The sequence below is a fragment of the Nitrospira sp. Ecomares 2.1 genome, assembly GCF_965152585.1.
This window is the reverse complement of sequence record NZ_OZ224219.1, coordinates 189,909-210,406: the sequence shown is the minus strand read 5'-3', so window position 1 is coordinate 210,406 and position 20,498 is coordinate 189,909. Positions and strand designations below refer to the sequence as shown.

Annotated in this window: 21 protein-coding genes; 11 read left to right on the top strand and 10 right to left on the bottom strand. The window is 49.5% G+C overall.

Annotated elements, in window-relative coordinates:
- Positions 1-22 precede the first annotated feature (22 nt).
- The 6 genes from ACWHYD_RS00965 to ACWHYD_RS00940 all read left to right on the top strand — a co-directional run bounded on the left by ACWHYD_RS00965 (position 23) and on the right by ACWHYD_RS00940 (position 4,018).
- Positions 23-1,261: an ornithine cyclodeaminase gene (locus ACWHYD_RS00965; RefSeq protein WP_447964078.1), complete on the top strand. Its 1,239-nt coding sequence runs from the start codon at positions 23-25 to the stop codon at positions 1,259-1,261.
- 15 nt (positions 1,262-1,276) lie between these two features.
- The gene (locus ACWHYD_RS00960) at positions 1,277-2,077 is read left to right on the top strand and encodes a dimethylarginine dimethylaminohydrolase family protein (protein ID WP_447964077.1); all 801 of its coding nucleotides are present in this window, start codon (positions 1,277-1,279) and stop codon (positions 2,075-2,077) included.
- A 226-nt stretch (positions 2,078-2,303) separates the two neighbouring features.
- Entirely contained in the window at positions 2,304-2,621 is a 318-nt protein-coding gene (locus ACWHYD_RS00955) for an HNH endonuclease (protein ID WP_447964076.1), read from the top strand.
- A 281-nt stretch (positions 2,622-2,902) separates the two neighbouring features.
- Entirely contained in the window at positions 2,903-3,268 is a 366-nt protein-coding gene (locus ACWHYD_RS00950; RefSeq protein WP_447964075.1) for a BON domain-containing protein, read from the top strand.
- A gap of 190 nt (positions 3,269-3,458) precedes the next feature.
- Positions 3,459-3,668: a DUF4160 domain-containing protein gene (locus ACWHYD_RS00945; RefSeq protein ID WP_447964074.1), complete on the top strand. Its 210-nt coding sequence runs from the start codon at positions 3,459-3,461 to the stop codon at positions 3,666-3,668.
- Positions 3,669-3,733: 65 nt separating this feature from the next.
- On the top strand, positions 3,734-4,018 hold the full coding sequence (locus tag ACWHYD_RS00940) for a DUF2442 domain-containing protein (RefSeq protein WP_447964073.1): 285 nt from the start codon (positions 3,734-3,736) through the stop codon (positions 4,016-4,018).
- A 243-nt stretch (positions 4,019-4,261) separates the two neighbouring features.
- Here the strand turns inward: ACWHYD_RS00940 and ACWHYD_RS00935 are convergent, their stop codons facing one another.
- From ACWHYD_RS00935 to ACWHYD_RS00925, 3 genes are all read right to left on the bottom strand, one after another.
- Complete coding sequence (locus ACWHYD_RS00935; protein ID WP_447964072.1) at positions 4,262-4,813, bottom strand: DUF488 domain-containing protein; 552 nt, start codon at positions 4,811-4,813, stop codon at positions 4,262-4,264.
- A 600-nt stretch (positions 4,814-5,413) separates the two neighbouring features.
- Entirely contained in the window at positions 5,414-7,048 is a 1,635-nt protein-coding gene (locus tag ACWHYD_RS00930) for an ATP-binding protein (RefSeq protein ID WP_447964071.1), read from the bottom strand.
- Positions 7,049-7,574: 526 nt separating this feature from the next.
- A complete protein-coding gene (locus ACWHYD_RS00925; protein WP_447964070.1) occupies positions 7,575-7,847 on the bottom strand; it encodes a hypothetical protein in 273 nt (90 codons plus the stop codon).
- A 447-nt stretch (positions 7,848-8,294) separates the two neighbouring features.
- Here ACWHYD_RS00925 and ACWHYD_RS00920 point away from each other — a divergent pair, with 447 nt between their 5' ends.
- Positions 8,295-8,528 (top strand): FitA-like ribbon-helix-helix domain-containing protein, encoded by a 234-nt coding sequence (locus tag ACWHYD_RS00920; RefSeq protein ID WP_447964069.1) that lies wholly within the window; start codon positions 8,295-8,297, stop codon positions 8,526-8,528.
- A 752-nt stretch (positions 8,529-9,280) separates the two neighbouring features.
- On the opposite strand, the gene ACWHYD_RS00915 is transcribed toward ACWHYD_RS00920, so the two are convergent.
- The 6 genes from ACWHYD_RS00915 to ACWHYD_RS00890 all read right to left on the bottom strand — a co-directional run bounded on the left by ACWHYD_RS00915 (position 9,281) and on the right by ACWHYD_RS00890 (position 14,932).
- Entirely contained in the window at positions 9,281-9,532 is a 252-nt protein-coding gene (locus ACWHYD_RS00915; protein ID WP_447964068.1) for a hypothetical protein, read from the bottom strand.
- Positions 9,533-9,979: 447 nt separating this feature from the next.
- Complete coding sequence (locus tag ACWHYD_RS00910) at positions 9,980-10,153, bottom strand: zinc metallopeptidase (protein WP_447964067.1); 174 nt, start codon at positions 10,151-10,153, stop codon at positions 9,980-9,982.
- 192 nt (positions 10,154-10,345) lie between these two features.
- The gene (locus ACWHYD_RS00905; RefSeq protein WP_447964066.1) at positions 10,346-11,479 is read right to left on the bottom strand and encodes a Fic family protein; all 1,134 of its coding nucleotides are present in this window, start codon (positions 11,477-11,479) and stop codon (positions 10,346-10,348) included.
- A 318-nt stretch (positions 11,480-11,797) separates the two neighbouring features.
- Positions 11,798-12,481, bottom strand: coding sequence for a zinc metallopeptidase (locus ACWHYD_RS00900; RefSeq protein ID WP_447964065.1), 684 nt, complete (start codon positions 12,479-12,481; stop codon positions 11,798-11,800).
- A gap of 119 nt (positions 12,482-12,600) precedes the next feature.
- Entirely contained in the window at positions 12,601-13,389 is a 789-nt protein-coding gene (locus tag ACWHYD_RS00895; RefSeq protein ID WP_447964064.1) for an SDR family NAD(P)-dependent oxidoreductase, read from the bottom strand.
- 73 nt (positions 13,390-13,462) lie between these two features.
- Positions 13,463-14,932, bottom strand: a complete 1,470-nt coding sequence (locus ACWHYD_RS00890; protein WP_447964063.1) for a protein adenylyltransferase SelO — start codon at positions 14,930-14,932, stop codon at positions 13,463-13,465.
- 379 nt (positions 14,933-15,311) lie between these two features.
- Here ACWHYD_RS00890 and ACWHYD_RS00885 point away from each other — a divergent pair, with 379 nt between their 5' ends.
- Positions 15,312-15,518, top strand: coding sequence for a hypothetical protein (locus ACWHYD_RS00885; RefSeq protein WP_447964062.1), 207 nt, complete (start codon positions 15,312-15,314; stop codon positions 15,516-15,518).
- Positions 15,519-15,908: 390 nt separating this feature from the next.
- Here ACWHYD_RS00885 and ACWHYD_RS00880 read toward each other — a convergent pair whose 3' ends face one another.
- A complete protein-coding gene (locus tag ACWHYD_RS00880; protein WP_447964061.1) occupies positions 15,909-16,097 on the bottom strand; it encodes a hypothetical protein in 189 nt (62 codons plus the stop codon).
- A 503-nt stretch (positions 16,098-16,600) separates the two neighbouring features.
- On the opposite strand from ACWHYD_RS00880, the gene ACWHYD_RS00875 reads away from it, so the two are divergent.
- The 3 genes from ACWHYD_RS00875 to ACWHYD_RS00865 all read left to right on the top strand — a co-directional run bounded on the left by ACWHYD_RS00875 (position 16,601) and on the right by ACWHYD_RS00865 (position 20,429).
- Positions 16,601-17,020: a cupredoxin domain-containing protein gene (locus ACWHYD_RS00875; RefSeq protein WP_447964060.1), complete on the top strand. Its 420-nt coding sequence runs from the start codon at positions 16,601-16,603 to the stop codon at positions 17,018-17,020.
- 84 nt (positions 17,021-17,104) lie between these two features.
- The gene (locus ACWHYD_RS00870; protein ID WP_447964059.1) at positions 17,105-18,868 is read left to right on the top strand and encodes a hypothetical protein; all 1,764 of its coding nucleotides are present in this window, start codon (positions 17,105-17,107) and stop codon (positions 18,866-18,868) included.
- 175 nt (positions 18,869-19,043) lie between these two features.
- The gene (locus ACWHYD_RS00865) at positions 19,044-20,429 is read left to right on the top strand and encodes a sigma-54 interaction domain-containing protein (protein ID WP_447964058.1); all 1,386 of its coding nucleotides are present in this window, start codon (positions 19,044-19,046) and stop codon (positions 20,427-20,429) included.
- The last annotated feature ends 69 nt before the right edge of the window (positions 20,430-20,498 follow it).

The window sequence follows — 20,498 nt, the reverse complement described above, 5'->3', positions numbered from 1 at the left end:
AATTTCATGGTAAAATAAAAAAATGATCGTTCAACCCATCACCATCCAAGGGCATATCATTGATTCATTGATCTTAGCAAAGGTCCTGGATGCGATTGTCATGTTGGGGGGAACCTTTACCCTCTCGGAAGTGACGGTGGGAACCCGGCGGGAGGACACATCCCATGCCACCATCCTGATTGAAGCTCCCACCATGGAGTTATTACAGGAAATCCTGAAAACCATTCAGCCGCATGGGGCAGTGGTTGAAACCGAAGAGGACTGCACGGTCGAGCCAGCACCGGCTGATGGGATTTTACCGGAGGATTTTTACGCGACATCTCATCTAGCCACTCAAATACGGTGGCAAGGAAGCTGGATCGATGTCCCGCAACCCGAAATGGATGTGGCGATTAGACTCAAGCCCTCTCCACTTTCCGCACAGATGCTTCCCATGGGCTCGGTGAAAAAAGGCGACCTGGTCGTCACGGGGAGAAAAGGAGTTCGGGTATTCCCGCTGGAACGACCAAAAGAACGGGATGTGTTCGGATTCATGGACGCCCAGGTTTCTTCCGAACGTCCTCACCACCATATCATCGCCGACGTGGCCAAACGGATGAAGGCCATTCAACAACAACGAAAAGAGGGAAAAGGGTCCGGTAAGGTGTTGTTTGCGGGTGGTCCGGCCATCATCCATGCGGGAGGCCGGGAAGCCCTGGCATGGATCATCGAAGCGGGATACATCCATGTTCTGTTTTGCGGAAACGCCCTGGCCGCTCACGACATGGAAGCCAGCCTATATGGAACGTCCTTAGGATACAATCTGGGTATTGGCCGTTCCATGCCTCACGGACATGAGCACCACCTTCGCACCATCAATCGTGTGCGGGCCCTGGGAAGCATCCGAAAAGCCATCGAAAGCGGATTAATCAAAGATGGAATCATGGCCGCCTGCATACGACAGGGGGTCCAGATGGTGCTGGCCGGGACGATTCGGGACGATGGCCCTTTGCCTGACGTCATCACCGATTCCATCAAAGCCCAAGAGGCCATGCGCGCTGCCATTCCCGGCGTGGGGTTGGCCCTGTTGGTGGCCTCCACCCTGCATGCCGTGGCGACTGGAAATTTGCTACCGGCGTCATCACCAACCGTCTGTGTCGATATCAATCCTGCCGTTCCCACAAAACTGAGTGACCGTGGAAGCTTCCAAGCCGTCGGACTGGTGATGGATTCTTCTTCTTTTTTATGGGAATTGGCCCGTGAACTCGGCTGGAAAGGATAGCAGGGTACCCATACCATGAGCCGTTTATTGATGTGCCCCCCGGATTATTTTGGTATCGAATATGAGATTAATCCATGGATGAGAGTGTCGAATCAATCCAATGGAGATCGCGCCAGAACCCAATGGAAAACGCTGACCCAGGTACTGGAGAACGAGGTTGGAGTCAAACTCGAATTTATGGAACCGATACCAAAACTACCTGATTTGGTGTTTACCGCCAATGCGGGTGTCCTCCATGGGGGCAAGGCTGTTCCCAGCCAATTCCGCCACCCGGAACGGCAGGGTGAGGAGCGGCATTTCATTGATTGGTTCACCAAAAAGGGCTATGAAGTCATCAACCTTGACCCCGACATAAACTTTGAAGGGGCCGGGGACTTATTGGGATTTCCGGATTTCTGGATCGGCGGCTACCGGCAACGGAGTGATATCAGCGCCTATGTCCAGTTGTCGGAAATTTTCCAGAAAGAAATCATGCCTGTGGAATTGGTGGACCAACGGTTTTATCATCTGGATACCTGCTTTTGTCCCCTCAGCGGAGGAGAGCTTCTCTACTATCCCCCCTGTTTCGATACGTACGCCCAAACTGTGCTGGCTTCTCGTATAGAACCGGACAAACGATTTGCAGTCCCATCCCAGGAAGGCGAGCGATTTGCCTGCAATGCGGTCTGTATCGACCGCCATGTCGTTCTGCCGACCGGATGTCCGGAAACGATGGCATGGTTACACAAACGGGGCTATATCACCCATCCTGTGGAACTGGATGAATTCCTCAAGGCCGGTGGCTCCGCCAAATGCCTGACCCTCGCGCTGGATTAATCACACAACCTTCAATTCCCACATCAATCCTGCAAACTGCAGTAGACCTCTCCTACATTGTGATCCTGAGGCCCCGCGAAGGATCTGTGCCCAGGCCTAAAAACCTCCTTGTCTTTAAAAAGCGCCGACCCAAGCGCTACAATCTTCCAAACCAGGTTGACCCGGCACCTGATTTCCGTGATCACCAGTCCGAATCAATTAATATGAACAGAGGCTCCCTTCCCTTATGACCCAACCAGAACAATTCTACTCACTAGGTGACGATGACGCGATCCGAAGGCATATACGGATTGAGCGCGAAAGCGGGAAAAAATTACGGAAAACCCCATGGTGGAAAGCCCAGATCCAAAAAGGGGAGTGCCACTTTTGTCATCAGCAGGTGGGAGCGGAAAACCTGACCATGGACCATGTGGTGCCCTTGGCCAGGAAAGGAAAAAGTAATAGAGGCAATGTCGTCCCGGCCTGTCAGGTCTGCAACCGCAGCAAAAGTCTCACCACTCCCGTTGAAACTCTCCTGGATCAGATAAAAGCAGAAGGAGATTAAACAACCCGATTTATAAAATTACGTCCTTTTAAAATCCCCTCGACCTGTTAGTACTCACTTCCTATTTGCATTCCAAAGCTTTTCTCAGGCCTCCTAACAATAATTTTTTTTGCCCTGACGATCCCCCAAGAACCCAGGTACTTCAAGTCAAAAATCAAGGGTTTTTATCAATTCTGCTTCTCCCCTCTTTGAATCATACTGACTCAGTCTATTGAATGGCATCAGGGCTGTGTCCAAAACTGTGTCCAACAAAATTAATTTCAAAAAAAGGGAGAATTGTTATGTCTAACACCTTCACAAACAAACTGAAATCTAAAGCCATCTTAGTCGTGTTAAGTGTGGTTTGTGCGTTTGCTTTGTCAGCCTGTGCCAATGATCCGCATGGGAGGACCGTGGGAACCACGGTCGATGACGCGGTGCTTACCTCATCGGTGAAGTCGTCCTTGATTGCCGATGATCTCGTAGATGCGTTTGAAATTGAAGTTGATACGTACAGAAGCACTGTCATGTTGAGTGGATTCGTTGAAACACAAAATCAGATCGATAGAGCGGTGGAAATCGCCAAAAAGACGGAGGGAGTGCAGAAGGTCGTCAATAAATTAGCGCTAAAACCGAAAGCGCTTTCCCAAAGAAACCCAAGAAGTTAAGAAGCTTTTGGTCTGGGCCCATCCCCGGCATCACTTCCGGGGATGGGGCAGCCACCAGGTCTAAAAATCCAGAAGCATATCGATTATTCCTATAGACGTTGGCGGAGGCCGGCAAACCATATTTAAAGGGAACTCCTCAATCTAGATTACCTTTCTTCATAGAAACGGATGATTGTGATAAAGCCGGAACGTGCTAGAGATCAGTCGATTTTTCGGTATCGTGGTTCGGATCTTTTTCAATAATCATGAGCCAGCGCATTTTCATGTTAGCTATGGGGAGTTTGAAGCGTTAATCGAAGTAAAGACTTTGGCAATCTATCATGGTGAACTTCCCCGACGCGCATTGGCTTTGACCTTGGAATGGGCAGCCCTCCACCGTGAAGAGTTGAGACAGGATTGACAGCTTGCAAAGGCTGGGCAGTTGCCGAGACCTATTGCTCCCCTGGATTAGAACAGGCAGACCTTATGGCACTTCTGAGAATTCGACAGGCGACCCCACTCGAAAGATGGAAATTACGACTCACACTTACTGACGATTCTGTCATTGAGCGGGACATCTCAAACCTTCTGATGGGGCCCATCTTTGAACCGCTCAAGGCTGATGAAAAACTCTTTAAACAAGTCAGAGTTGAAAATGGCACAGTTGTCTGGCCGAATGGAGCCGATCTGTGCCCGGACACAGTGATCTGGGGCGGCTCACCTCCTGAGCATGCCGCGCATCCTCCCAAAGAATTGGTTGCCCAGCGCTAAACCTCACAACCCTCCCTACAGAACTGCCGATCCAACGGGTCGGTGTTGGCCCGCAATGCAAATGGATGGGCACTTCCCGTTGTTCAAATCCGCCAATTCGCACGAAGGTCGAGTCTGACACAATCACCGCGGGTTGTTGCAAGCGCTTTAAATTTCCATACTAAAGATTACCAGACGCTACTCTTCCTTAACGGCTCCATTCTTCAAATCATTAAAATCCAGACTCGTCTTATCAGCCTCTTGTTAAAAAAGAGGTAGGGTGGAGTCAGAGGGTTTTTCTGACGGGTAGGTGAGGCGACCTGCGTCAGGTTTGGCAAACGGTGTGAGTGTGTGGATTTTGAGAGAACTTGCCGAGATGATGTCGTGCACCGTCCATCCTCGAATGACCAACGCATCTGCAATCAGGGACCGGTGGCAGCGCCATGGCACCGCTTCGGCACACATGATGGCCACTCGTAGACTTTGGCCAATAGCCACGAGATCTTCCACCGCATTCCAAAAATCTTGAGTTTGCATATAATCCGCGTAACCCCGGAAGCCTTGATTTCTCCATCCCACATTCACAGAATCCGGCCGACTTTTCCTCCGGCCTCCCAACGCCGGCATGTGCCGATATTGAATCCCTGCTTCCAGGAGACTCTGAGCTAGAGCCTCTTGGTGAAACTGCGGATTGCGCCGTGAAAACGGAATCGTTCTGACGTCGACCAGTAATTGAATGCCATGGGATTCAAGAAGCCCGACGAATTCCTCGATAGGCCGTGTCGAATGACCGATGGTCCACAACTCCGGGGACATGGATGGCTCAGGAGGGTAAGTTTCAGCGGATTTGTTGGACGAACAGGACAAGTTGTTTAGCATCTTAAAAAATATCCATCAGCACTTCTTCCTAAGTTTTAAAAATCTGGTTATCATAAGAGGACAAACAAACCAGTCACACATATATTTCATCCCTCCTGTGCAATACTCAGCGAGCGGCAAGCTAAAGGGAATCCGTCCGAGATGAGAGATTCGAGTCATTCAAGACTTTGAACATTTGCAGTGATGAATGCCTCCTCAGCCTAATTCTCTTCCGATTGCAGCGACTAGTCTCCCATTTTGTCGAAAGTTCCTTGAAAACAACCCTGCGTGTAATCACCTAGATCGCCAGAGAAATCCAGCCATTTTTGAACGTAACCATTTCTACTCCAAAACAATAATGTATCAAAAGATAGAAAGCTTAAGATGATCAGCGCAGATCCCTCTGTCAGGGAACTACCATATACTGAATGGCGCCGAAATGGCGCCGAAATGGCGCCGGATCTTCAAATGAAATATCCTAGAATCCTTAAGAAAACCGGCTACTTTAACCGAGGTATTGCGCCGATTGCTGCTTAACTCTTGGGATTTGGCGCAACTTCAAGATTTAACGATAGGGGAAACCTTTGGATACCATCGCGCGGCACTGCCCCATCCTTTTAAGTGAATTCGCCCCTCTTTCTTCAACTGTCCAAGGAGCTTTTGAACTTGATCACGAGTCAATTGATGAAGCACTTGCAGCAGATCCTGCAGTTGACTTCCTTCTTGCCTATAATTTTCAATGTGCTGGAGAAGGAGTGCCTTATTCGTCTCACGGTCCAGCCCCCGCTTACGCGTATAGACACCCTTCTTGCCAAGAAAAGAATAAAAGCGCCTTGAGAGAATGGGTTTGGCTCCACGTCCAGACCCCGTCATTTCGATGATGCCACGGTCCTTGAGGAACCCAAGACGATCTTTGAGAGCGTGCGGAACTGGCTCCTCCCTTTGGACAGAGTCCAACACCAGGAAGTCTTGTGTCGTAAATGAACCCAAACCCTCTTGAGTCACTTGCTGGAGGAACCTCAAAAAGCGAGGGTTTTGCACTTCGCCTTTCAGAGTGAGGCTTACCTGAAAGTCATCAGTTGCAGTAAAATCCGGGCGAGGTTTGCTTTCCTTGATGCACTCTTCAAACATCCGGTCTACCCCTTGACCAGATCGTTCGACCAATCCGCATCGTGCAAACACTTCAGCAATACGCCGATTACGTGGAGACTGCCTGAATAAAATATTATCTGGCGTGATTCCAGGAGGAAACCCTCCGGGACTGACAATTTCGATCTTCTTTGGAAACTGACGAACAAATACCGATCCATTAAGACGATAGTCACGATGACAAACGGCATTGAGAATGGCTTCCCTAACAACCTTTTCATTAAAAGTCTGTATATCCCAAACAAACAGCCCTTCTTGATAATGCTGAACCTCATTGCGAAGATTGATTGTTTTCCATAGTTCATCGTCGATCAGGAAGAACCCTTCTCTGAGTTCCTTCCTCTGTTGAAATGATACGGATGCTTCGCTTGATCGATATTCGAAAACAACTTCCGATTGTGCAAGGTGACGGCCAAGAGCTTTCCCGGAGCCAAAGAGAATGAGTGCGCCATATGTAACAGCACCATCTACTAATAATTCTGTATCAATTAAAAGCTGAACATCAGTCACACTCTCCAAAGCACTATTATCTGATTTCCTTTTCCACATTTCACGAAATCGGGCTATTGCCTCAGGATCGAGATCCTCTAAAGTAGCATTCTTTGCAATTTCAGCCGAGAAGTCTGGCCCGGATTCTTCGAAGATGCGCTTGAGTTGGTCAGGCGTCATGGGGACGAGGCTTTCCCCACTTCGCATCCAATAGGCCCCCCTGTATTGAATCGGCATACCGATAGGTCGTGGTGGCACCTGAAACACAACAACTCGTCCTTCAGGAGGATTAAGAGTCTCGGCATCGATACGAAGACGGAGGCGTTCCATTAAACTATGTTTCGTTCGTTCAAGATCTTGGAAAGCCTGACTCCCAACTACCTTCCGAGGTCGCTTATTGGTTACGCCGAGCACCATTCTGCCGCCCCCTTCATTGGCCAGCGCCACAGAGTAATTCACTAAATCCTCAAATTCATAAGAAGATTTTGCCTCCTTGAATTCCAAGTGCTCATTTTCGCAGCTATCCATTAGATGTTGTAGTTGTTCGGGTGTCATTCCTGACTTAGCCTACATTACATTTGATTACTGATCTTTTCGACGTGGCAAGTATAGCCGATTCGACTAGACGCGCCTATAGCGACACATCACGAGCTGTAAGTACTAAAAGCGTGGCCAGGGACGAGTTCAAGAATTGTTATGAAATATGTTCATGTTCGACTTGTTTCAAACAAAGTCACATCCCCCTCATAGCCCAACAAAATGATATCCTGAGCAGAGTCCCATATTGCTGTTAGGCCACATGGATCAACCATGCCTGGTAGCCTTTCCAATGAAATAACATGTGTAAGGGGGATCAGCTGCAGAAGGTGCGGATGGAAAAGGTGAGGTGCCCTTCATAAATTCGGACAAAGAACATCGAGCTCAAGTTGATGCATAGAAAATTTTCCTGAAATTTCTTCTTCGTGTTGATGCGAAAAGGAGATAGGCCTTTCCAGAGATTTGTGAGTTGCAAGGGCTCTGTCGGATATGGGAAAGGGAAAAGATGTAGCTATTTTTTAAGTGTGGTGGTCGGACATGCCGGTTAGTCTATATTTTGTTTTTTTGTAAAGACTGGTTCAACAAAACCATCGGCTACAAGTCGCTGAACAATCGTCCAAGTTAGCCAATGTTCTTGCTTCTTGGAAGGTGGTCGGTCCAAAGGGATTTCTAGACCAGCTAGTTTCTCAATTTCCGAATTGCCCAGCCCTTCACCCTGCAGACGCCCTCTAGGATCTTTGGAAAAAGTATCGATAACATGGGACTTGAGATCTTTAATCAGATTGCGCCCTCTTTCCACTACGGAAGAGTCATCCATAGCACCCTCCTAAAAATTATCTATATTATCATTAACCGATAATGGGATGAAAATAATTTAAATTTAAGAGAGAGTCAATCAAGATCAAGGTTGGGCAGTCCCATTCATTAGAGTTTTGCGATCTATTTCTTTAGCCAGAAAATGTAAGTCTCACGAGGGTTCCGGACGATTCCAGGGAAATTTTTTTCTGGAAATCTATTATCTCCGGACGATGGGAATTCAACACCATAGCTTCAAGAAACCGACAAATCTTATTCCGCTCGTCGGTAATGCCCTCACACCAAGAGCAAGATGTTGTTTTTCTTCTCATTGGATTTTATTTTCCCTCAACGATACCAAGATCCCAGTATCCCCTTCCGACCGATGTGTTAAATGAATAAGTGTGTAGATGGATGTCAAGTGAAGTGCTCAGTATGATAGCACTTTTGGAAAAAATTGGAGAAGGTTATGGCACAGGTTCTGGTTCGACAACTTGATGAGAAAGTCGTGGATCGGCTCAAGAAGCGGGCACAGGAACATGGTCGCTCCCTTGAATCGGAGGTCAGAACGATTTTGGAAGAAGCGGTGCTCGATTATGAGGGAGCATGGGAACGGATCGAACAGTTCCACAAGCGGTTAAAGAAGTACCGCCGGACGTTCAGCGATAGCGCAGAGCTGATAAGGGAAGATAGAAATCGGTGAAGGGCTGTGTGATTGATGCGAGTTTGGCGATCAAGCGGTTAGATACTAAAATTTATTCGGATGTCGCGCTGGATGTCAGCCGGTTACAGACTTCACGTATCGGCTTTTATCCAGTTGAAGTTGGGGAGTGCTCTTCCCTAAAAGATCTGACGAGAAGAACTCACGAGGGACAAAGGCAATGTCATACTCAAAAAATTCAGACAGCTCCTGCTCCAATACCATCCCAATGAACGACTCTTTCCCGCGGGGTATGCACTGGCCCTTGCGACTGAGCAAAGTTTGTACGATTGTCTCTATTTGTCACTGGTCGAGACGATTGAGGGCACAGTGATCACCGCCGATCGTATGTTTTTCCAGGCACTTTCCAATGGGCCTTATAGCTCTGGAACCTTTTGGATCGAGGATCTTATTCAAATGAGATAGCGGGGAGGGAACGGCGCATTGCACCTACCCAAACCTTTTACCAGGTGCGCGACGTATCCAGGGTAAAAATCTTATTTTTCTCACCCTTCTCAACCCAGTTTCCAAAGAAGAAATGTTGCTTTGCAGGGCAGAAGGATTATCTCGCCGGACTAACCGAATCCACCGCCACATATTCCCCAACCTGAAGAGTGAGGAGGCGACATAGGAACTAGGCGGCTTTAAAAGTCCGTCTGGCGCCCTCCATTTCCGTCGGCGCCAACTATTCCCTTCCGCCATAATCGGCAATGCTTAGTGGAAACGGGCATTCCATTCCACCGGCAACGTGAAGGTTACGGTTGCTCTCTGCAAATCATTCCTGACATCTGATTGGACTCGGGCACTGCCTGCTTTGCAATAGTCGCCACCTCCAAAAGACGAACTTCTTGGAAGGTTTCATTCCGTTGGTTCGCCATTGCCAAAGAAAGGCCTTCATAGACGTTTCGCGCCGCTTCGGACCACTTAGGGTCACATGGAAATCCCTTGAAGGCGGCGTCTGCAGCTTTTTTTTCATCATAAGTTAAAGGTCGATTGGGTTGTTCCATGACCGTCCTCCTTTTGTTCTTAACAATGAAAGGCGAGGGCTCCTCAACAAGCTGTCAGAGTTCCGAGGGTCAATTGGGTCAAGTCCATAATGGCTTTCTCCTTGTTTTTGAGTCGTTCCCTTCCAGCTTTTGGGTTCTAAAAGAGCAACCTTAATGCCATTTCCTCACTCGCCTCGGACTGCCCCACTTTCATGCTACCAACTGGTTGATTTATTGAAAAAAACAGGAAGCTTGAGGGAAAGAAAGGCCTGAGCACCCATCAAAAGGGATGTATCTTGGTGTAGCAGGATGTATCAAAACATCTGAAAATGTCTAAATCATGACAGGTACTGAAAGATTGATGGTCAGGGGTTCCAAAGTGCTCAGATGAATTGGACGGCAATGTAGGATGACTCAGAAGGTCAATTCAAGGTTACATATTACGATGTGTGGGGTAGGAGCTTTCAATTAATACCGGACCAATTGAATCCATCGCCTCATGTTCACCAGGCTGAAAAGGGAGGAGGCGACATAGGTGAGGGCGGCGGCTGGTAGGATGTAATTCGCGGCGTGCAAATCGGGAGGGGCCAGATATCCCTCTCTCGGAGGATCGGCAGCGCCCGACGAAAGTTGGCATTCCATTCAACGGAAGGCATGCAAGGTATGACGTCATTTCTCTAAAATTACACAAAAACACCTAATTACAATAACTCAACCGCGCCATTGCCGAATTCATCATATGGTTTTTCATATGTAAACAAAAACGATTTACTTTACATACTGATTTTCATATGTAAATTTACAGTCAGACGGGGAAAGTATTGCCAAAGGAGATTAATCCAGAAACAATCGAAGATAGCGATCAAATTGAAAGACTCGATTTCGCTGGAACCCGGTTCTCTCTTGAAGAATCTCCAATTCCACAAAATCATTGATAAGCCGATTGGCAGTTTGGTGAGTAACCGAGAGGGTCTGGGCCACTTCATTGGGACTCACCACGGGTTTTTTGTACAAGAAGTTTAACAAGTCTTTTGCTCGCACAGCCTTTTTCCCCAATCGAAGAATTTCCGGTTCTACACTGCTCCGCAAATCTAATATCTTTCGGAAGGTCGCAACACCCTGATTGGCAGTTTCCAAAACAGCTAGCAGGAAAAACCGGATCCAATGTCCGATATCATGCGTGGCTCTCACCGTCGTTAACCCTTCGTAATACGCAATCTTTCGTTTCTCAATATAGCTCGACAGGTACAGCGAAGGCTTTGCCAACAAACCTTGACCGACCAGATATAGGGTAATAAGAAGCCTTCCAATGCGCCCATTCCCATCTAAAAATGGATGAATGGTTTCAAATTGATAATGACTAATAGCTATACGAACCAAATGGGGGACTTCGATCGTTTCATTGTGCCAAAATTTTTCCAAATCACTCATGAGATTTGGAATTTCTTCATGACTTGGTGGGATAAAGGCAGCATCTACAATACTCGTTCCCCCAATCCAATTTTGACTCAGGCGAAACTCCCCGGGAAGCTTCTGCTCACCCCGCACTCCCTGAAGGAGAATCCGGTGGGTGTCGCAAAGCAATCGATTAGATAAAGGAAGGGTTTCAAGGGCTTCAATAGCCTTTTTCATGGCTTGGACATAGTTCTGAACTTCTTGCCAATCATCACGCCGCTCGGGCTCAATTTGTTCTTTTGAACGCAAGGCTTCATCAATGTGTGTTTGAGTACCCTCAATTCGGCTTGAGGTGCTGGCCTCTTTAAATATGTGCATATGGATAAATAAATCCACATCGGGAACAATTAAAGAAAATGCATTCAGTTCTCCTAGAGCCTTGGTAGCTTTTTCAAGAAGAGTATTGATCTTAGGGTCTTCCCATATCCAATCGTGATTAATTGTGGAGGGCAAAAAGCTCTTATACTGGTACTGTTGTACATATCGCCCGGCTTTATATTGTTTGATATTCATAAACAATGTTTAATTTCCAGGAAAGAGCCATGCATCTTCTAAATTGGACTTTTGGATTCCAAATCTCGGGGAGACAATGACAACCGATAATTGAACCGTACTCCTTTTAATATACTTGCAAGAGAAATATAGTTAATTCTAATTGTAAATACAGATTCAACGCACTGGTGAAACGGATAGGTTAATTCCAAAAGATACCTGATTCGATGTTTTCCTGCCATGGCATTTCTTGGATTGGGTGTTTGTGTTTGCGTGATATGGTCGACATCATCCTTTTTGATGATCATATACCGATGCAGCAGGAGGTCTCTAACAGGATTATCGCCTGACGAGGCGAATCCACCGCCACATGTTCACCAGGCTGAAGAGCGAGGAAGCGACATAGGTGAGGGCGGCAGCGGTGAGGATACGTTTGGCGCCATGCAAATCCGGAGGTGCCAGGTACCCGCCTTCTCTGAGGATCGGCAGAGCTCGGCGAAAGCTGGCATTCCATTCCACGGGTAAGGTGATGAGGTGCACCATGGCGGAGACGCTCATGGTTCCGATCGCCACGACTAAGACAGCAAGGCCCACGGCAGGAATCCGGGTCACTCCAGCCAGGACAGGAATGCCCAGCATCAAGTAGGACCCGGCCTTTTCGGCTTTCTGCGCAAATTTGATCAGATGGGTTCGATCTTTCAAAAGTGAATAACCTTCATGATCTTGCAGAGCATGCCCCACTTCATGCGCCGCGATGACTGCCGCGGTGAGGGATCTGCCATTGTAATGTTTCGGGTTCAAACCGACGACTTTGGTTTCGGGATTGTAATGGTCCCCCATCGGCGTGGGTTCCACACGCACCTTTTGCAGACCAAACCGATTGAGCAAATGACGGGCTAATTCCCCGCCCGTTCCCCCAAGATCCTCACGGTGTTTACGATATTGGCGGAAGACCCACCACACCCACAGTTGGGGTCCCAACACGACAATCATGAGCAGGAGAAAAAGAAGAATCATGCGCATGGAATTACTCTATCTCCTCAGGCCGCTCCTTACCAAGCAAGGGATTGCTCCTTCTGTTGATTTCCTGATTACATTCAAGGATTTTCCGGAGAGGTCTTTTTGCTTATTGGCCTGTTCCATCAAAAGACCGTCCGCACGAGACCGCCTTCGGCCCGGATGCACGATCCATTAATCACTGAGGCGCGGGAACTGCAGACGAACGCCACGATCTCTCCGATTTCTTTGGGGTCAATCAGACGACCGATCAGGGAGGTCGGGCGGTTTTCTGACATAAAACGGCGCCCGGCTTCCGCTGGCGGAAGGTCGGGAAAGATGTCCCGGATGAACTTCTCAACACTTTCCGTGCGTGTGGGGCCGGGGAGCACTGAATTGACCGTCACCTCCGTCCCTTTGGTGAGTTCGGCCAGTGAACGGGCAATGCCTAACTGCATGGTTTTGGTTGCGCTGTAATGCGCCATTTCGGGAGCCGGGGAGACGCCTGATTCGCTTGAAATGAATACGATCCGTCCGTGACCACGCCCGAGCATGCTCTGGAGGTAATGACGGGCGAGACGCACGCCGCTCATGATATTGATTTCGAACATCTCCTGCCACGCCTGATCCGTTTCCTCAAAAAATCCGACGGCCTCGTAGATGCCAAGATTGTTGACCAGAATATCAACCTCGGGCACTTGGGAGATGGTGTGGTTGCACCCGGCAGCAGTTCCATTGTCAGCCACAAGAGGGATCATCTCTACATGGGGAAGATCGGCCTGGATCTCCGCCATCGCTTGCTCCACGCTGGCCTGCGTACGACCGTTGATTATCACTTTAGCGCCCTCAGCGGCGAGAGCACGCGCGATTTCCAGCCCTATGCCCCCTGAGGACGCCGTCACCAACGCCGTTTTCCCATTTAGATTCAGATTCATGATGACACTCCCTTCCCATGACGGACGAGTGGAACTCCCCGATCAGGTTTTCTACTGTTTTTCGCTAAATTGTTTACGAAGAGCACGAGACGATAATCGATGGTTCGCCGGGAGGCGGAGGCAGGGCATAGACTTCCATGCCGGGTTGTTCGGTAAAGGGATCACTCAGGAGTTTCAACAACCGGTCTATTTCCGAATAGTCCTTCTGCTGAACGGCTTGGGTAATGGCCCTTTGCGCGAGATGGTTTCGGAGGATGTACTTGGGGTTCAGCTGATCCATTCTGACTTGGCGTTTCTCATCGTCGCTTTTTTCAGCTCGAAGCCGTTCCCGATACCGTGCGGTCCAATCATCAAAGGGTTCTCGGTGGAGGAACTGGTCCCGTAGTTCGGAGGGTACCGTGGGACTCTCCTGGCGAACGGTACCCAAGGTACGGAACAGGGTCGTGTAATCCGCCCGGCTCGAATCCATGAGGTTCAACAGATCGGTCACGAGTTTGTCGTCTCCCGCATGCGATTCGACCAGACCGAGTTTAGCCCGCATCAGTTCGGCATATTTTCCCGTCATCGCCTTTTCATAGACTGCCGGAGTGGCATTGACGTCGGCTTCTTCCACGAACGGTGACAAGGCCCGCGCCAGCGCCCGAATATTCCAATAGCCGATGTCGGGTTGGTTCTGGAATGAATACCGCCCATGATGGTCTGAATGATTGCAGATAAACGTTGGATCAAAGCCTTCCATGAACCCGAAGGGGCCGTAATCCATCGTCAACCCGAGTATGGACATGTTATCGGTATTCAGGACACCATGGGCCCACCCCACGGCTTGCCATTGAGCCACGAGATGTCCGGTGCGAACCGCGACTTCATGCACCAGCCTGGCATAGGGATTCTCTGCTTCTTCCAAATGCGGATAATGATATTCGATGACATAGTCTGCCAGCGTTTTCAGATATTCGAATTGACGGCGATAGTAAAACACCTCAAAACTGCCAAACCGCACATGGGTCGGCGCCATCCGGAGCAGCATCGCCCCCGGTTCTGGTGTTTCCCGCCAAACCACTTCTTCCCCGGCCACAATACATAAACTGCGAGTTGTGGGAATCCCTAACCCATGCATGGCTTCGCCACAGAGATATTCCCGAATAGTCGAACGCATCACTGCACGACCATCGCCATCACGTGAGAATCGCGTCAGCCCTGCGCCCTTTAATTGCAACTCCCACCGCTCCCCTTTTTGATTGCGCACCTCGCCCAGCATGATGGCCCGCCCGTCGCCGAGCTGCGGCACGTAATGTCCGAATTGATGCCCCGAATACAACATGGCAATGGGATCGCTCCCAGGCAACAGCTTGGCCCCGCAGAAGTATTCTGCAAACTCCGGACGGGTCCATTCCGTGGGATCAATTTCGAGTAATTCGGCTGCTGCCGGATTCACGCTCACAAGGTAAGGATTTGGAAAAGGCGTTGGCTTGACCCGCTCATGAAACACGTCAGGCAGGCCCGCATAGGTGTTCTGAAAATTGAGATGTTCTAATTTAGCCATAACTTCATTATCCGTGACCTAGGCGAGGTCGAGCAACCACAAACATCCTTTTATCCATTTGAGCCATTTGAAAATTCACCGCTGACCGCGAAAACCTATAGACCACTCGGCATGAAATGCCACATCGGTGTGAGCTCCAAACGTGTGGCTCAACTCCGTATCTCTTTCGATTCAACTGTGTGTGTTATATTCTCAACAACCATTTTTTTGATTTCAGTGGAAATCGAAAAACATCAATATATACAATACATTAAAGCTAATGCCTTTTTAGGTTCAATTATTGCTTTTGTCAGAGTGCAGAAGTCTCAAAGCTGAGAAGCTTATGATTATTGGGTGCGCAAATTTTTTGTTAGACCCACGAAAAAGAAAAGGAGATGGCATGATTCTGATCTGTGCATGGTGTCGACAGGAAGGCAAAACTGGAATACTTGGAAGGAACCCGGGAGAGTCCGGGGAGATGAATGAGCCGGAATCCCACGGGATCTGCCACGACCATGGGCTCCTCCTGCGTCAGGCTTTCACGCGAAACCTTGCTCATCGCCCTCTTTCAACCGCCACTCTCTCCTCCTCATCAGCCTCCTTCTAACCAGCGTTCACTCTTCCTGATGCTGAGACCCGGGTGGGCAGGATGCCAGGAGTGTGTTCTCCAGCCGGGGAACAGATATGCCTCACGGCTGCCAATATGGGAGTGTTGAATAATAATATTTTCCAAGGGCCTATTGACCCACAGGCACGTTGCATATCAGAGCCCTCGGAGGCGGTTCAAAAAGCATGCCCTGAGCCTTCGAAGGGTTCCTCCAGCAAAGCCGCGGTCATTTTTGCGCGCAGAGCGTACTTCCAGTACGTGAGCACGGAAACATGGCGAGAACGCCGCTGGCGCCTTTTTTTCAACAGCCAGCACATGGGAATCTCAACAGCTGCGCTTTGTCGGAGTGCCGTCTTGCGGACGGGGATCGAGAAAACCGGGGAAAGTTGCTTATCGGCGAGGAGTTGGGAATTTGCTGGTCGTCTTTAATCGATTTTTGATCAGGACCGTCCCGATATGAGGGAGGCGGGCGGTTCGACGGACCTCATACCATCCATACGCCAACACGCTCAGGACCAACACGAGCGCTATGCCTATCGAAAGGGGGTCGGAACCGATAAAAAACTCAATGAGATGCACAGTGGATCGTTCTCCAGATGTATTCTCATTTTTTCGGTAGTTCCCGCAGGATCTTGATATTTTCTCTCACCTTCCGAATTTTATTCCTTTTATACATATTTCCACTTACGGCTGTACCAAATTTTTCCCAGGGATTGCCTAACCATTCATTCTGCTCGTTTCGCGCCGGAATCGCTAACCTGAGTGGTAAATAATAATAATTTCCAAGGGCCTATTAACCCACAGGCACGGTGCCTATGTAAGACCTCGGGGCGGTCCCAAAAAACCTGCGCTGAGCCTTTCGAAGGGTTCCTTCAGGCCTGCCCTGAGTCATGTCAGACGGAAGGCCGCAGGCATTTTTTCGCGCAGAGCGTACTTCGAGTACGTGAGTGCGGAAAAATGGCGAGAACGCCGCTGGCGGCTTTTTTCAACAGCCCCCTAGCCGGTATAATGCCTTCATTATGATGTTCCCCCTGCCCTCGTTCAGATTTTTTCAGACCTGTCTTCTGATGCTGAGTCTCACGGTGTTTGCACCCCTAGACTTGGCCCTAGTGAGGGGAGCCACGCCGGTCGGTCTCGCTCCTGCCGATGATACCGAAGAAACAGTTGTGACTATCAATATTAAATCTCGGGAATTCAACCCCAACAGCCTTTCACTCACCGTGGGGCAAAAAACCCGGCTGGTCCTCAAAAATTCGGATACGGAACTGCATGCATTTCTGCCGGTCGGCCTACTGACAGATATCCACTTGAATGTCAGCGGAAGTGGTGCCCCACAGTTTTCCAAAGAAGGACTCAGCCGCGTTTTGCTTCCCACCCGAGGCCAAACAGACATTGTCTTTATCCCATCTCATCCCGGTACGTTCCCATATTTTTGCGATTTACCGGGCCATGTGATGCGGGGTACCATCGTGGTACACAAGAACGAGAGTATGGTAGATTAGCCACCTGGGCATGAGGGACATTCCCCTTTCTACTCGTACACAAAATCATTAACCAAGCATGTTTGTGAGGAGGAGTTTGGTTCCATGAATATTGTTCGCCTTCAACCAATTATGACAGATACCCTGCAACCTGCGGCAGATCATCGCCCCGGGTCCCCTGTTCGCCGGATGTGGTCTAGGCTCAAATGGGCAGGCCTCCTGTGCTGTTCCTCGCTGTTAGCCTTCACTCCTGTGTGGGCGGCCGAACCAACATCCGTCGATGACGAGGCCCTGCTCACCACCGTTCGGGAATTTGCCAATGCGGTAGGAAACGGCGATCGAGTCGCAGCAGGCCAACGGGATTTTGTGTGCTTACATCAGATGGCCCAACAGCAGTTGTTCTCAGACGGGAACTTTCCAGACCCGTCAAACCCTATCTATGAATGGTGTGAACAGCGTCGGCAGGAGGCCCACCAACGAGTCATTCAACAACACGACCGGGCATTGGATAATGTGTGGCCTGGACTGGGGAAATTAGTTGATTTTTCAGACTTCGAACGATTCTATATTGCGGAGACTCTCCACCAACAATTGGCTCCGTCGTTTTTTGTCATGCAGGCCATTGCAGTTCAGGAACCAACTACGCCATTTGTCATTGAGACCGTGGAATCGGGTGCCTTGCCCCATGCCTCGTTTCCTTCGCCGGATGAAACCGGAGTCCTCGCCACACCCACCGCCTTTCTGACCACAAGAGTGTCCTACCCGAATGCCTTGACGGCACCCATTGCCAATGCCCCGGGAGCCGAGGATTGGGCAGTGCCTTATAAAAAGGCTCAGCGGGTGGTGAAATCCGTCAACGTGAAATGGGTCGTGCTTTCAGATCTTAAGCGATTGGGATTTCCCACGGACCGTGCCGTGCTGGATTTGATTCTTGATGGCCCGCATGGCACAACCATTCCATTTGTGGTGGATCCAGGTGGATTTATGCCTCGCTCAGCAGAATGGTTTGGCCTCCCGGAAAGCATGGAGACCATACAAAAAGGGATTCAGCAGGCACAGGCAGCCCTCACCAGACTCGAATCCATCATGAGGTTGAACCGGATTTTGATGATTGGTCCAACTCACATCCCTACCCTCGAAGTTTTTTCAGATCAACTGTACAAAGGGTTTCTCGATTATGGAAGTCGTTTGAACGGCCTTCAATTGGGTGACGAGCGACTGGCCCAACGGTTTAACGAACTCTATTGGACAGTGCAATCCCAAACCGACCGGTTTGATATGTCCCTGGGAATGGAAATGGGCGGGAAGGCTGAGCCGATGCCTGCCGATTTTCTCTATCGAATGATTCCCGTGATGGAGGCCTTAGCCTCCCTGGAGCCCGGTGATTTCAACAACCGCATTCGCCTGTCCTCTACCTACCGATGGACGAACGACCAAATGGCGGCCCTGTCCGCTCCACAGGAATTACTGAGTGAAATCCCAGCCGACCAGGACGAACTTCGCGCCCAGGTGCTCTTGGAATTGGCGTGGGCCCGGATTGGGAAAGTGGCCTGGAACCGGCACTTTGACGATCCAGACATTCAGAAAGGCTATGAGGCAGCTCAAAAAGCGTTCGAACTCACGGAAGATCCGCTCAACAAATTTACGGCAGTCTATGCGATGGCCTATAGCCTGGCGTTTCACGTACCTCGTGACAATCAGGCGATGTTGGGTCTACTACAACAAGCCCGTGACTGGTTTGAAAAAACTCCCGGCTCAAGCCCTCAAAGCTGGGCGTATATGTTGCACAATGATACGCTGAAGGGGCTAGTCGAGAATGATCCCGCCTTCAAATCATTGCTGGCCGCACAACTAGATCCTGCAAAATAGGTGAGAGCGGCCTCATGAAATTTTCACATGCGGTGTCCCGGACAAACTGACGACCACAATAGGCTGGAGAATCGCATTGCCTCAATGAACGTTCTCCAGCCTTATTGGTTCACCTTCCCTCTTCTTTTCAACACGGTCCCTCTCTCCCGGGAACCTCTTCTTTAAATCACTTCCCATGGAGCTAGATTTCCGAAAAAATCCCGCTATCTTGAATAACATGCTCGACGTCATGGCCGATGGCCTGTTCACCGTCGATGCCAAGGGTCACATTGTCGCCTGGAGCACCGGGGCTGCTCGGATTACGGGATATTCCAGTCAGGATATCCTGGGGAAATCCTGTCATATATTAGAAGGTCAAAATTGTAAGGGCTTTCGCGTCCTAACGGAATTCCTGGAGAACCCGACCCCGTATCCTTGGGGCATCTGTAATCAGGAATGCAAAGTTCTGGGGAAAGACGGACGAGAACTCTACCTCTTCGGCAATGTCTCGATCATCCGAGATGAACAAGGTCAGGTCGGAGGTGCTGTGGGGACCTTTACCGACCTCACTTCATTTATTTTAAATAATCAAAAAATTGCCGTGCTTGAGGAACAGGCGAAATCCCGTGAGTCCTTTCAACAGCTCATCGGCAAAAGCCCTGCAATGCAAGAAGTGTTTCGCCGCCTCCGCCTGGCCGCACAAAGCGATGTCACGGTGCTGCTCACCGGGGAATCCGGGACCGGAAAAGAACTGGCGGCCCGAGCCATTCACACCCTGAGTGATCGAAAAGATAAACCGTTCTTCGCCATTAATTGCTCAGCCATTCCTGAAACCTTGCTTGAAAGCGAACTTTTCGGGCATGTGAAGGGGGCATTTACCGGGGCCATACGCGATAAAATCGGCGTCTTTCAAGCCGCCGGCGGTGGCACATTATTCTTAGATGAAATCGGAGATACCAGCCCTCTCCTGCAGTTGAAATTACTCAGAGTCCTGCAGGAAAACGAGATTCGCCGGGTTGGAGATGATCGGGGCATGCAGGTCGATGTTCGACTCATTACGGCCACCAATAGAGACTTGAAAGTCCTTATGGCGGAAGGCACGGTTCGGGAAGATTTTTATTATCGGATTCATGTGTTCGAGATTACCCTCCCGCCTTTGCGAGCCAGACGAGAAGATATTCCTCTACTGGTTCACCATTTCATGTCGGCCAGTTCTAAGACGTTTCGTCGCGAAATAGGAGATATAGCCCAGGATGCTCTTCAACGATTAATTGACTATAACTGGCCCGGCAATGTCCGCGAATTAAAAAATGCGATCGAACATGCCTTCGTCACCGTCAATGGTGATTGCCTCACCCTGTGGGATCTTCCTTCCGAAGTCCAACGTCCCCCACGATCTAAAAGTCTCAAACCTCTCTCTTCCCAAGTAGAGCCTTCCCTTCCACCCGATGAGGAAGCTCGCATTGCTGGAGCCCTCCAACAGACCAAGGGCAATAAAACGGAGGCCGCCAAGCTACTGGGAGTGAGCCGGGTCACCCTTTGGAAGAAAATCAAACAGCTTCAGTCCCCTCCACACGCATAACCCATCCGTTAACATGTTAACTTAACAGTTAACACATTCTGTTCAGTCCATATTAATTTTAAGACCATC

Excerpts from the sequence above, each read along its gene's own strand:
- ACWHYD_RS00925 (WP_447964070.1), bottom strand. The coding sequence starts at position 7,847 with ATGGATGACTCTTCCGTAGTGGAAAGAGGGCGCAATCTGATTAAAGAT.
- ACWHYD_RS00890 (WP_447964063.1), bottom strand. The coding sequence starts at position 14,932 with ATGGCTAAATTAGAACATCTCAATTTTCAGAACACCTATGCGGGCCTG.
- ACWHYD_RS00950 (WP_447964075.1), top strand. The coding sequence starts at position 2,903 with ATGTCTAACACCTTCACAAACAAACTGAAATCTAAAGCCATCTTAGTC.
- ACWHYD_RS00885 (WP_447964062.1), top strand. The coding sequence starts at position 15,312 with ATGATTCTGATCTGTGCATGGTGTCGACAGGAAGGCAAAACTGGAATA.
- ACWHYD_RS00940 (WP_447964073.1), top strand. The coding sequence starts at position 3,734 with ATGGCACTTCTGAGAATTCGACAGGCGACCCCACTCGAAAGATGGAAA.
- ACWHYD_RS00960 (WP_447964077.1), top strand. The coding sequence starts at position 1,277 with ATGAGCCGTTTATTGATGTGCCCCCCGGATTATTTTGGTATCGAATAT.
- ACWHYD_RS00955 (WP_447964076.1), top strand. The coding sequence starts at position 2,304 with ATGACCCAACCAGAACAATTCTACTCACTAGGTGACGATGACGCGATC.
- ACWHYD_RS00870 (WP_447964059.1), top strand. The coding sequence starts at position 17,105 with ATGAATATTGTTCGCCTTCAACCAATTATGACAGATACCCTGCAACCT.
- ACWHYD_RS00895 (WP_447964064.1), bottom strand. The coding sequence starts at position 13,389 with ATGAATCTGAATCTAAATGGGAAAACGGCGTTGGTGACGGCGTCCTCA.
- ACWHYD_RS00920 (WP_447964069.1), top strand. The coding sequence starts at position 8,295 with ATGGCACAGGTTCTGGTTCGACAACTTGATGAGAAAGTCGTGGATCGG.
- ACWHYD_RS00910 (WP_447964067.1), bottom strand. The coding sequence starts at position 10,153 with ATGGAATGCCAACTTTCGTCGGGCGCTGCCGATCCTCCGAGAGAGGGA.
- ACWHYD_RS00900 (WP_447964065.1), bottom strand. The coding sequence starts at position 12,481 with ATGCGCATGATTCTTCTTTTTCTCCTGCTCATGATTGTCGTGTTGGGA.
- ACWHYD_RS00915 (WP_447964068.1), bottom strand. The coding sequence starts at position 9,532 with ATGGAACAACCCAATCGACCTTTAACTTATGATGAAAAAAAAGCTGCA.
- ACWHYD_RS00965 (WP_447964078.1), top strand. The coding sequence starts at position 23 with ATGATCGTTCAACCCATCACCATCCAAGGGCATATCATTGATTCATTG.
- ACWHYD_RS00865 (WP_447964058.1), top strand. The coding sequence starts at position 19,044 with ATGGAGCTAGATTTCCGAAAAAATCCCGCTATCTTGAATAACATGCTC.
- ACWHYD_RS00930 (WP_447964071.1), bottom strand. The coding sequence starts at position 7,048 with ATGACACCCGAACAACTACAACATCTAATGGATAGCTGCGAAAATGAG.
- ACWHYD_RS00935 (WP_447964072.1), bottom strand. The coding sequence starts at position 4,813 with ATGTCCCCGGAGTTGTGGACCATCGGTCATTCGACACGGCCTATCGAG.
- ACWHYD_RS00905 (WP_447964066.1), bottom strand. The coding sequence starts at position 11,479 with ATGAATATCAAACAATATAAAGCCGGGCGATATGTACAACAGTACCAG.